General features: G+C 34.5%; 16 protein-coding genes and 1 pseudogene. 4 read left to right on the top strand and 13 right to left on the bottom strand.

The window, feature by feature from the left end; genetic code table 11:
- Positions 1–110: 110 nt before the first annotated feature.
- The 6 genes from ACFSW4_RS16155 to ACFSW4_RS16130 form a co-directional block, all read right to left on the bottom strand.
- Entirely contained in the window at positions 111–710 is a 600-nt protein-coding gene (locus tag ACFSW4_RS16155; protein WP_377330541.1) for an alpha/beta hydrolase, read from the bottom strand.
- A gap of 108 nt (positions 711–818) precedes the next feature.
- Positions 819–1,022 (bottom strand): DUF6501 family protein, encoded by a 204-nt coding sequence (locus ACFSW4_RS16150; RefSeq protein ID WP_054753067.1) that lies wholly within the window; start codon positions 1,020–1,022, stop codon positions 819–821.
- A gap of 11 nt (positions 1,023–1,033) precedes the next feature.
- Positions 1,034–1,990 carry a peptide-methionine (S)-S-oxide reductase MsrA gene (gene msrA / locus ACFSW4_RS16145; RefSeq protein WP_377330540.1) on the bottom strand — a complete coding sequence of 319 codons (957 nt, stop codon included), beginning with the start codon at positions 1,988–1,990 and terminating at the stop codon, positions 1,034–1,036.
- An 11-nt stretch (positions 1,991–2,001) separates the two neighbouring features.
- Complete coding sequence (vrrA, locus tag ACFSW4_RS16140) at positions 2,002–2,523, bottom strand: VrrA/YqfQ family protein (protein WP_054753069.1); 522 nt, start codon at positions 2,521–2,523, stop codon at positions 2,002–2,004.
- Positions 2,524–2,598: 75 nt separating this feature from the next.
- Positions 2,599–3,261: a uracil-DNA glycosylase gene (gene ung / locus ACFSW4_RS16135; RefSeq protein WP_377330539.1), complete on the bottom strand. Its 663-nt coding sequence runs from the start codon at positions 3,259–3,261 to the stop codon at positions 2,599–2,601.
- A 67-nt stretch (positions 3,262–3,328) separates the two neighbouring features.
- Positions 3,329–3,577 (bottom strand): DUF2584 family protein, encoded by a 249-nt coding sequence (locus tag ACFSW4_RS16130; protein WP_054753070.1) that lies wholly within the window; start codon positions 3,575–3,577, stop codon positions 3,329–3,331.
- 169 nt (positions 3,578–3,746) lie between these two features.
- Here ACFSW4_RS16130 and ACFSW4_RS16125 point away from each other — a divergent pair, with 169 nt between their 5' ends.
- Positions 3,747–3,830 (top strand): YjcZ family sporulation protein, encoded by an 84-nt coding sequence (locus ACFSW4_RS16125; protein ID WP_054753077.1) that lies wholly within the window; start codon positions 3,747–3,749, stop codon positions 3,828–3,830.
- Between the two features lie 56 nt (positions 3,831–3,886).
- Here ACFSW4_RS16125 and ACFSW4_RS16120 read toward each other — a convergent pair whose 3' ends face one another.
- The 6 genes from ACFSW4_RS16120 to ACFSW4_RS16095 all read right to left on the bottom strand — a co-directional run bounded on the left by ACFSW4_RS16120 (position 3,887) and on the right by ACFSW4_RS16095 (position 6,904).
- Positions 3,887–4,105: a YozE family protein gene (locus tag ACFSW4_RS16120; protein WP_054753078.1), complete on the bottom strand. Its 219-nt coding sequence runs from the start codon at positions 4,103–4,105 to the stop codon at positions 3,887–3,889.
- A gap of 10 nt (positions 4,106–4,115) precedes the next feature.
- Positions 4,116–4,871, bottom strand: coding sequence for a twin-arginine translocase subunit TatC (gene tatC / locus ACFSW4_RS16115; protein WP_054753234.1), 756 nt, complete (start codon positions 4,869–4,871; stop codon positions 4,116–4,118).
- 57 nt (positions 4,872–4,928) lie between these two features.
- Entirely contained in the window at positions 4,929–5,144 is a 216-nt protein-coding gene (gene tatA, locus ACFSW4_RS16110) for a twin-arginine translocase TatA/TatE family subunit (protein ID WP_054753080.1), read from the bottom strand.
- Positions 5,145–5,168: 24 nt separating this feature from the next.
- On the bottom strand, positions 5,169–5,351 hold the full coding sequence (tatA, locus tag ACFSW4_RS16105) for a twin-arginine translocase TatA/TatE family subunit (RefSeq protein ID WP_054753082.1): 183 nt from the start codon (positions 5,349–5,351) through the stop codon (positions 5,169–5,171).
- An 89-nt stretch (positions 5,352–5,440) separates the two neighbouring features.
- Positions 5,441–5,932 (bottom strand): dihydrofolate reductase, encoded by a 492-nt coding sequence (locus tag ACFSW4_RS16100; protein WP_377330538.1) that lies wholly within the window; start codon positions 5,930–5,932, stop codon positions 5,441–5,443.
- Positions 5,933–5,944: 12 nt separating this feature from the next.
- Complete coding sequence (locus ACFSW4_RS16095) at positions 5,945–6,904, bottom strand: thymidylate synthase (protein ID WP_054753084.1); 960 nt, start codon at positions 6,902–6,904, stop codon at positions 5,945–5,947.
- Positions 6,905–7,017: 113 nt separating this feature from the next.
- On the opposite strand from ACFSW4_RS16095, the gene ACFSW4_RS16090 reads away from it, so the two are divergent.
- Complete coding sequence (locus ACFSW4_RS16090; protein ID WP_377330537.1) at positions 7,018–8,046, top strand: C40 family peptidase; 1,029 nt, start codon at positions 7,018–7,020, stop codon at positions 8,044–8,046.
- A gap of 1 nt (position 8,047) precedes the next feature.
- On the opposite strand, the pseudogene ACFSW4_RS16085 reads toward ACFSW4_RS16090, so the two are convergent.
- Positions 8,048–8,892: pseudogene (locus ACFSW4_RS16085) on the bottom strand (DUF72 domain-containing protein).
- A gap of 247 nt (positions 8,893–9,139) precedes the next feature.
- On the opposite strand from ACFSW4_RS16085, the gene cspD reads away from it, so the two are divergent.
- Positions 9,140–9,340, top strand: a complete 201-nt coding sequence (gene cspD, locus ACFSW4_RS16080; protein ID WP_017187157.1) for a cold-shock protein CspD — start codon at positions 9,140–9,142, stop codon at positions 9,338–9,340.
- Positions 9,341–9,492: 152 nt separating this feature from the next.
- Entirely contained in the window at positions 9,493–10,170 is a 678-nt protein-coding gene (locus ACFSW4_RS16075) for a queuosine precursor transporter (protein ID WP_377330545.1), read from the top strand.
- The last annotated feature ends 28 nt before the right edge of the window (positions 10,171–10,198 follow it).

Below are 10,198 nucleotides of genomic sequence, written 5' to 3'. Positions count from 1 at the left end.
GCGAAGCATTTTGACGTAGCAAAAAAATGAAGACGAATATTAGGAGTCACTCGCTCTCTAATATTCGTCTTTTTCTAGGTTAACAAATGTTTTGTCCCTGTCTCTTATTATTAGTTCAACTGTTGATACCACTCTTTTGCAGCATCTACTTCATCACGTGTTAATTGATGACCTAGGTTTGTCCAGAACAGTTCAACCTCTATCCCGGACGATTCTAACATGCTTTTTAAATCTTCAGCTTCTGAGGCTGGGCAAATCGGATCATTTTCTCCCGCACCAATAAACACTTTGACTTCATCATGTTTAGGTAAATCAATTCCTCTCCTAGGCACCATAGGGTGAAACAACATGGCGCCTTTTAAGCTGTTCTGAAAATGATATAATAAGCTTCCCGCAATGTTTGCTCCATTTGAATATCCAACAGCATAAATTTGATTTCGATCAAATCCATATTCCTTGCTTTTCTCATCTAGAAAATGATTTAATTCATTAGTTCTTTGAATTAAGTCCTCTTCATCAAATACTCCTTCAGCTAATCTTCTGAAAAAGCGATTCATTCCGTTTTCATTTACATTACCTCGAACACTTAAAACATTGGCTTCAGGATCAATCAAATCAGACAATGGTAATAAGTCTTCCTCGTTTCCTCCTGTTCCGTGTAATAAGAGTAAAGTCTGTTCACTATTGCCCTCTCGAAAAATATATTTCATTAGGTTGGCCTCCTAAAAAAAATCTTGATTTCAAGCTAAATTATAATTTAGTATGTCAAGTTAAGTCAAAGAAAGCAGTTTTCAACCTTAGCTGAAAACTGCTTGTCATTAGACTTCCTTAAAATAATCTTTTAAAAACCCGCCCATTTTACCTGAATCATCTACAATAAAATAAAACTCGTCCGTTTCGTTTTTAACATCATATACTTTTTCTGGTGTTAACACATTTTCTACAGTGAATTTTTTAGCTTTCGTGTTTGTACATTTGATTTGTTTAATCGTTTCATGATCATACCAAGTTTTATGAATCATACTTTCACCTCTTATTGATTTTCCACAAATAACACTTTATATTTACCATAACCCTCTTCTTCTAGACGGTCAACCGGGATAAACTTAAGTGCTGCAGAATTAATACAGTATCTCATTCCGCCTTCACTAGCAGGCCCGTCATCAAAAACATGCCCAAGATGAGAATCCGCATAATTACTTCTCACTTCTATTCGTCTCATACCATGAGAGGTGTCTAAACTTTCTTCTAATTGGGCAATTGGTCTCGTAAAGCTTGGCCAACCACAACCGGCATCATATTTATCTTTTGAGGAAAATAGCGGTTCGCCGCTAACTACATCAACATAAATGCCATCTTCCTCATGGTCCCAGTATTCGTTTTGATAAGGAATTTCAGTAGCATCTTCTTGTGTTACTTTATATTGAATGTCTGATAATTGTTCTTTTAACGTATCTTGATCTTTTTTTGACCAATTTTCCTCGATAAACCCTTTTCTTCCTGACCCCTTTTTATACATTTTATAGTGAAAAGCATTCTTTTTATAATAATCTTGATGATATTCCTCGGCAGGATAGAATGTTTCAGAGGGACGAATTTCAACCACAATTGGTTTATTAAATTTTCCGCTCTCCTCTATTTTTTTCTTTGATTCCTCTGCGAGTTGTTTCTGATGGTCATTATGATAGAAGATGACTGGCTTATAAGATTCTCCACGGTCGTTAAATTGACCTTGATTATCTGTAGGGTCAATTTGTTGCCAGTAAACCTCTAATAACTGCTGGTATGGGTAAATTTCTGGATTAAATATAATTTGAACTGCTTCCACATGACCGGTTGTTTCAGAACAAACTTCTTCATAAGTCGGATTTTCAGTATGACCACCAGTGTAGCCAGATATGACTTCTTCAATACCTGGCCTACGATCAAATGGTTCTACCATGCACCAGAAACAACCTCCAGCAAATGTAGCCTTTTCTAATTGGGACATCTTAATCACCTCTAGATATATAGTTTAGGTCCTGGTAATTCACCTTTTTTAGCATTTGTCTTTTTCTTGGTGTGTTGATGTTCATTTTCTCCATAGTCATTATTAATTTTTTGATGAGACTTATTTTGATCGTGATGATCGTGTATATCATCTTCCTCATGGTGATCAAAATATTGCTGATCTTCAGCCTCATCATCATTTTCCATCATAATTTTCACCATATCAACAAACATCGGTAAGTTTTTCACAAAAGGCCCATATTGTTTAATATATGGTGATACTTGTTGAATTAATCCCAAACCTTTTTGGATGTGGTTAAGCGTTTCATATAGCTGAGTATATTTAGTTGTCATTCCAGGCCCAGATAAAAATGGCGCTTGTGGTATTCTGCCATAAGGGTTATGACCTTTACCTAACAATTTATGAAAAACTTGATTCAACCCTCTTCTTTGTGGCATTGGCTGATAAAATGATTCAAGTCCGTACGGATTCTGATGCCAATGTTGTTGTGATTGAAAGTCAAACGGATCCATCGCCTATTCCTCCTTCTTATTCTTATATATACTACGAAATAGACGAGTAACCCGTTTAGGCAAATAACATTATTTTTATAAACACCAATTAATTGTTGATTGATGGTACTGGCTTAAATAAGCATTTGTATTAGAGAATGGTCTGCTTCCAAAAAATCCTCTATGAGCCGACAAAGGGCTAGGATGTGGGGATGTAAGGACTAAATGTCGACTTTGATCAATCATATTCCCCTTCTTCTGTGCATGTTTCCCCCAAAGTATAAAAACAAGATGTTCCTTTTCATCATTTAAAAGCGAGATAATTCGATCTGTGAATGTTTCCCATCCAAGGGATCTGTGTGAATGAGCCTTACTTTCCCTAACAGTTAATACGGTATTTAATAATAATACACCTTGAGCTGCCCATTTAGTTAAATCACCATGTTCAGGAAAATAGCAACCTATATCACTCACTAATTCTTTATAAATATTCTTTAAAGAAGGAGGAATAGTCACTCCTTTGTTAACTGAAAAGCTAAGGCCATTAGCTTGTCCCCTCCCGTGATATGGATCCTGCCCTAAGATTACAACTTTTGTGTTTTGAAAAGTTGTTAAATTAAATGCTCGAAACATTTGGTTTTTTGGCGGAAAAACAGAAGCGTTTTGATATTCCCTTTCAACATTATTAAGTAAATATTTAAAATAGGGTTGTTTAACTTCTCTTTCTAATAAGTCATGCCAATCTGATGCGATTTCCAATCCTATTCCCCCTGTTCATTTCCTGGGAAAGCGCAGAATAAGGCTTGTTTCGACAATAAACTCGCCATTAATTGACAGAATGTAACGATAATAACTGATAACGACAAATAGTTTGTCGATTTTCAAAGACGAGTTTTAAAACTTTTGCCGCTCCCTGTTGATTAGAACCAGGTTTACGCATAACATTGACCGTCTCATCAACAGGAAATAACTTGTAACCTTCAAATGTGATCTCAAAAATATCGTCATCTTCTTGAACACGTTTCTCTTCCCCATTTGTGATTAATCTCCATTCCATTGTAAAAGGTGTTGCCATTACCATCACCTCATATTTAACTATTTTAATAATATTATACCATGTGAAATGGTAGTAGGTGGAATGCAAAGGCTTCTATCCACTAATGTCTAGTTGTAGTATTAATTGCCCATACAAGTTCTGTTATATACGCATACGTTACAAGTGAAACGAAAAGGGGGAATGAAACATGGGCCAAAATTACGGCGGTGGATTTACTTTAATTGTAGTGTTATTCATTCTATTAATCATCGTTGGTAGCGCATACTGCTAAACCAAACGAAACAATCTCTCATTTAATGAAATAATAACCAGGTGACCGTCACCTGGTTATTTGTTTTGAATATATTCCTCCCACAATTCGTCAAAGGTTGATAATGCTTCAGTAAATGGTGGGTTATATTCTAAGTATTGGCTAATTTCATCATGATTAGTTGAATGTTTAGGAAAATCATGATCTTCAAACATCCAATCTGCTAATAATTTATATGGATTTGACGGATCTCGCATTCCTCTATATCTCATCATATAATGATAAAACGACTTCACTTACACCATCCTATTCGTCATTTAATTTCTCTAACTGCTTTACTCGGCGTTTGTACACGACCGACGACATTAATATTGCAATCTCATAAAGAATGATTAATGGAGCAGCAACAAGTAATTGTAAGATGAAATCTGGTGGTGACAACATAGTACCTAGAATGACTAATACTAAGTATGCATACTTTCTTGTTTTTCTCATGAATGATGGTTCAATAATTCCTAAGCTAGTTAAAAACATGGCAATTAAAGGCACTTCAAAGAACACAGCAAATGGTAACGTAATTTGCAATATAAACTTAAAATAGTTGGCTGCCGTAAACATTTCATTAACTAAACCATCACCAAGATTTAATAAGAATTGTAAAATTAAATCTTTTATCACAAAGTAACCAAATAATAGACCGACTAAAAATAATATAAATAAAGCCGGGATATACATTAAACTAACTTTTCGTTCGTGTGAGGTCAACCCAGGTTTAATAAACAGCCATAGCTGAAAAGCAAAAAATGGTAACGTTACAATAATGCCAGTAATTGTAGCAATTATGATATAAATCCATATGATTTCAAATGGACTTAGCACATTTAATGTAAAATCAACATCTCGCTCCATAAAGCGATAGATTTCCTCTACATATATAAAGCCAGCACCAAAGGAAATGACAAAAATAATTAATGTCCATATTAAACGTTTCCTTAGTTCACCTAGGTGTTCCGTCCAGTCCATAACCTCTTGTTCTTCATGAGAATGTTGTTGTTCTTCCATGAGTTTCATCCTTTATCTTTCATAAAATAAGATGTAAGGATTCCCCCTTACACCTTATTATTTCTTAGAATCATTTGAATCAGAGATGTGATCATTTTTCTGATCATTTTTATTTTGATCATCTGACATTAAATCGCTTGTCGCCTTTTTAAATTCCTTTAAAGAAGATCCAAAAGCACGTCCAATCTCAGGTAATTTTGATGGGCCAAAAACGATTAATAACACAATTACTATTAAAATTAACCCTGGTATTCCTATGTTTGCAGGATTCATTCAATCACCCCGTTCTTGAAAAGGTTACTGATGGTCAATAGTCTTATTCTTTGTTGAATCATCGTCATCTGTTAACCCTTTAGTAGAATGCTTAAATTCTTTTAAAGTTTTACCTAAAGCCTCACCAAGTTCTGGTAATTTTTTCGGTCCAAATATGATTAAAAGAATTAATATAATCAGTATTAATCCTGGTAAACCTATTGACATGATAACACCTTCCGTTAATTATTTAACAACTCTATTGTCGCTGATTTAAGTATGATTTGCAAATCTTTTAGCACACTGTTATAAAACGTTCACTTTTTATTGTGTTTACGCTCATAAACATAGTAAGTATGCTCATGCTGATTTCTTTCATCGCTCTCGCCCTTAGTTACATCTATAACTTCCCATTCTGATAAATCAATTCTCGGAAAAAATGTATCTCCATCGAATGTGGCATGAATACGGGTGATATATAAGCGATCAGCCTTAGGTAATGTAGTTTTAAATAATTCAGCTCCACCAATCAAAAACACTTCATCCTCATGTAGATAAGACTCTAACTCATCAACTGAATGAATGACTGTACATCCTTCAGCTTTGTATTGTTGATCTCTGGTCAGAACAATATTTTTTCGATTGGGTAAAGGTCTTCCAATTGATTCAAATGTTTTTCGACCCATGATTATGGTATGACCCGATGTCATTTTTTTAAAGTATTTTAAGTCATTGGGTAAATACCAAGGTAAGTCATTATCTTTTCCGATGACATTATTTTCATCCATCGCGACTATAAATGATAACATGTTATTCAACTCCTAAACCGCAATTGGCGCTTTAATAGCAGGGTGAGGGTTATAATTTTCAATTTTAATATCTTCAACTTCAAAATCAAACACGGATGTTACTTCACTATTAATTGACAGCGACGGCAAATGCCTTGGGTCTCTTGATAACTGCTCTTTTACTTGGTCAAAGTGGTTATGATAAATATGAGCATCACCAATTGTATGTATGAATTCACCGACTTTCAATCCACATTCATGTGCAATTAAATGTGTAAGTAAAGAATAACTTGCAATATTAAATGGAATACCTAGGAAGATATCACCGCTTCTTTGATAAAGTTGACATGATAATTTTCCATCTTGTACATAGAACTGAAACAAAGTGTGGCATGGCGGCAGTGCCATTGATGGAACATCCTCTGGATTCCATGCTGATACAATAAGTCTTCTAGATTCTGGTGATGTTTTAATTTTATTAATAACGTCTGCTAATTGATCAATGGTATCATTCTGCGATGTTTTCCAATGACGCCATTGCTTACCGTATACATCGCCTAAATGACCAAATTTTTGAGCGAACTCTTCATTTTCTAAAATCATTTGTTTAAATCGTTCCATCTGCTTAAGGTATTGTTCATTAAAATTAGGGTCTTCTTGAGCTTTAAGTCCAAAATCGGTCATATCTGGCCCATCATATTCACTACTTTCAATCCAATTCTTAAACGCCCATTCATTCCAAATGTTATTGTTATACTCGAGTAAATAACGAATATTGGTATCACCTTTAATAAACCAAAGCAACTCGCTAACAATTAATTTAAAAGGTACTCGCTTCGTTGTCAGAAGTGGGAAGCCTTCTTCTAAATTAAACCTCATCTGATGACCAAAAATTGACCGTGTTCCAGTTCCTGTGCGATCTCCTCGATCAGAGCCTTTATTTAAGACATGTTTACATAATTCTAAATATTGATTTTCATTCGTATGTAACATAGTTAGCCTCCCACTTTATTTTACTATATTGTAACAAATAAGACTGTCCTGTCATAGTTGCAAACTAGGCTCATATAATACCAACATCAAAAATTAGAAAAGGTGTTGGTTAGATGGTTATAAAGAAAAAGAAAAAATCACTTGTGATGAGCACTATGGCAGGAAGTATTGCAATTAGCTCCCCTCTCGCCTTCACTTTACCTGTAGATGCTATAACTAAAGAACAATTTGAAGAGATTCAAAAATTATCATATGGTGAGCATCACGAAGCTGTCGTTCATTTACAAAAGAAACTTAAAACGCTGAACTTTTATCAAGGAGACTACACTCCTAAATATGATGCCTTAACCGAACATGCACTTAAGCAATTTCAGAAGCAAAATGATATAAATGCCACAGGTGAAGCGGATGAAACAACTTATTTAAAATTAGAAGAAGAACTAGATACACATTATAAGGAAATAATCGAGACACTAGGAGAACAAATACAATATGGTGAACAATCAAATCGTGTTAGGCAAGTTCAAAAAGCATTAGATCATTATGGTTTTTACAAAGATAAAATTGATTCAATTGCTGGCCCTGCCACTAAAAAAGCGTTGGAGAGAATGAGTAAAGCCTATCAATTGGATTTAGATTTATCGGATTATACACCAATCGTTCAAGTCACACAAACTCGGTCAGAATCACAAACTCAGCAATCGGAGCAAAGCCAATCAAACGTTCAACAAGCAGTTAAAAAGGTTAAAACTAAACCACAAAAAAAAGCAGAACCCAAAGCTTCCTCTGGAACATTAATTCAGACTGCAAGAACATATATAGGCTCACCGTATGTTTGGGGAGGGACCTCTCCATCAGGTTTTGATTGTAGTGGATATTTGCAATATGTTTTTAAACAACACGGAATTTCAATTCCAAGAACAGTTGACGCAATTTATTACTCTGGTCAAACTGTTGAAAAGCCTAGCGTTGGTGATTTAGTCTTCTTTGAAACGTATAAACCTGGCCCATCCCATGCTGGCATATATCTGGGCGATGGCAATTTTATTCATGCTGGCTTAAGTAACGGTGTTACGATTAGCAATTTAAGTAATTCTTATTGGAGTGCTAGATATTTAGGAGCTAAACGTATCGCTAAATAATTTAAAACAAATTCATTTGACTTGGGTTCAAATCTTCATATTGTATATGAAGTAAATGTTGAAGCTGTTTAGCATTGTAATAAGCACCTCCGCCAGAATTATTATTAAAGAGGACAGTAATTTGATCGCTGTTCTCTTTTAATTTTTGAATCCTATTTTTCCACTCTGTTAGCTCTTCTTCATTATAACGATATAAAAACCTTACTTTTCTCCAATTTTCATTTCCGTTTTGATTCCAACCTATTACATTTCTTCCGTGAAAACGTATTAATGTATTACTTTTATTCGTAACAACTGGTACAGTTGGAACAGATCCCTCCCCAGCTTGTGGTTCGTCACAAATAGAATGAATCCAGCCTTCTTCCTGCATAAATTTTAAAGTGGATCCTCGTATAGACTCTTCAAACCAGGTTCGATTTCTGAATTCTAATGCAAGATCATATTGGTCAAATTGCTCTCTTATAAATCTTAAACGGTTTATATTTTCTTTTGACAATTTAAACCAAGGTGGAAATTGAAATAAAATACAATTTAATTATTTTTATTTATTAAAGGAGTTAATCCATTCTTATACTCATCAATCATCGATTTTACATCTTTGCGTGTGTAATGTTGTCTATCGTGTCCAGTAAATCCTTGAAAAGCCTTCACAACGAATGAAAAATTACGAGGTGTTTGCTTCTCCCACCTATCATACTGTTCTTGACTCATAATACTGTAAAAGGCAGCGTCTAATTCAACAACAGGAAAGTGAGAGGCATAGGCGGCTAATTTATTTTTATACATATCGTTTTGTTCATGTATTGCTGGATGGTCTCCCCAACCAGTTAAGCCTATATGTATCAATTTATCTCTCCTACCGTTAATTTCTTATTAGTAGTATATCTAAGTTTGCTTGACGTTGTCTATGTGAATCAGTTATACTTATAAGTGCAATAAAGATGTGAGGTATCATGAATTGGGCAACTTCTATAGAAGTGAAGAATTGATTTATGATCCTTCATTTCTATAGGAGTTGTCTTATTTTTATATCTGCATACTTATTGTGAAATTAAGCACCATTTAGGTGAAAGTTTTAGGAGGATTTTGTATCATGCAAAACGGTGTAGTAAAATGGTTTAACGCAGAAAAAGGTTATGGTTTCATCCAAGTTGAAGGTGGCGACGATGTATTCGTACACTATTCAGCAATCCAACAAGAAGGTTTCAAAACTTTAGAAGAAGGTCAAGAAGTTGAATTCGAAATTGTCGAAGGCGACCGTGGCCCACAAGCATCTAACGTTGTAAAAAAATAAATATTAAATATATTTGAAGTCGGCGGCTTATGCTGCCGGCTTTTTTCGTGTAGGCAACTTGAAAATATTTTCATTCTGTAATATTATATAATCTATTGTGCAAAGCGCAGTTCGAAAAATCCTGCGATATCAAAACTAAGGAGATGATGACGATGACAAATGAAGTATTATGGATTGTTTTTGCACTTATTAATTTTCTTCTTTTGATTTTTATTTATCGGATTTTTGGTAAGAATGGCTTACTAGTGTGGATTGGAATGTCTACGGTAGTTGCCAATTTACAAGTGTTGAAAATGGTTGAACTCTTTGGTGTGACCGCTACATTAGGGAATATTGTATATGGCTCAATCTTTTTAGCAACCGATATTCTAAATGAAAAATACGGAAAAGAGGAAGCAAAAAAAGCAGTCTGGTTGGGTTTTTATACGTTAATAACAATGACGCTTGTCATGCAAATAGCGTTAAGATTCGAACCTTCCGAATCAGATCAAGTAAATGATGCCCTCATGACGTTATTTGATTTAGTTCCCCAAGTTGCAATTGGAAGTTTATTAGCCTATATCGTTAGTCAAAATGCTGACGTTTATATTTTCTCGAAACTCAAGCGTAAGTTTTCTTCCGATCGATTTTTATGGGTTCGAAATAACGTTAGTTCAATGTTAAGTCAGTTGCTTGATACCGCAATCTTTACTGTTATTGCATTCTGGGGAATATTATTGACTGATCCTAATGTTTGGGTAGAGATATTCTTTAGTACTTACTTGATTAAGTTTATCGTTGCAGCTCTTGATACCCCATTCATGTATTTGGCAAAAAAGTTCCATAATTAATAAAAAAGGTTGGCATAAAATATGTCTT

This window comes from Piscibacillus salipiscarius (assembly GCF_042685285.1).
Taxonomy (GTDB): domain Bacteria; phylum Bacillota; class Bacilli; order Bacillales; family Alkalibacillaceae; genus Piscibacillus; species Piscibacillus salipiscarius.
Note: the sequence above shows the minus strand (reverse complement) of the source record. Positions and strands in the feature narration are given on the sequence as shown.

Excerpts from the sequence above, each read along its gene's own strand:
- vrrA (WP_054753069.1), bottom strand. The coding sequence starts at position 2,523 with ATGGATCCGTTTGACTTTCAATCACAACAACATTGGCATCAGAATCCG.
- ACFSW4_RS16130 (WP_054753070.1), bottom strand. The coding sequence starts at position 3,577 with ATGGCAACACCTTTTACAATGGAATGGAGATTAATCACAAATGGGGAA.
- ACFSW4_RS16150 (WP_054753067.1), bottom strand. The coding sequence starts at position 1,022 with ATGATTCATAAAACTTGGTATGATCATGAAACGATTAAACAAATCAAA.
- tatA (WP_054753080.1), bottom strand. The coding sequence starts at position 5,144 with ATGAATCCTGCAAACATAGGAATACCAGGGTTAATTTTAATAGTAATT.
- ACFSW4_RS16155 (WP_377330541.1), bottom strand. The coding sequence starts at position 710 with ATGAAATATATTTTTCGAGAGGGCAATAGTGAACAGACTTTACTCTTA.
- cspD (WP_017187157.1), top strand. The coding sequence starts at position 9,140 with ATGCAAAACGGTGTAGTAAAATGGTTTAACGCAGAAAAAGGTTATGGT.
- tatC (WP_054753234.1), bottom strand. The coding sequence starts at position 4,871 with ATGGAAGAACAACAACATTCTCATGAAGAACAAGAGGTTATGGACTGG.
- ACFSW4_RS16095 (WP_054753084.1), bottom strand. The coding sequence starts at position 6,904 with ATGTTACATACGAATGAAAATCAATATTTAGAATTATGTAAACATGTC.
- ACFSW4_RS16075 (WP_377330545.1), top strand. The coding sequence starts at position 9,493 with ATGACAAATGAAGTATTATGGATTGTTTTTGCACTTATTAATTTTCTT.
- ACFSW4_RS16090 (WP_377330537.1), top strand. The coding sequence starts at position 7,018 with ATGGTTATAAAGAAAAAGAAAAAATCACTTGTGATGAGCACTATGGCA.
- msrA (WP_377330540.1), bottom strand. The coding sequence starts at position 1,990 with ATGTCCCAATTAGAAAAGGCTACATTTGCTGGAGGTTGTTTCTGGTGC.
- tatA (WP_054753082.1), bottom strand. The coding sequence starts at position 5,351 with ATGTCAATAGGTTTACCAGGATTAATACTGATTATATTAATTCTTTTA.
- ACFSW4_RS16125 (WP_054753077.1), top strand. The coding sequence starts at position 3,747 with ATGGGCCAAAATTACGGCGGTGGATTTACTTTAATTGTAGTGTTATTC.
- ACFSW4_RS16100 (WP_377330538.1), bottom strand. The coding sequence starts at position 5,932 with ATGTTATCATTTATAGTCGCGATGGATGAAAATAATGTCATCGGAAAA.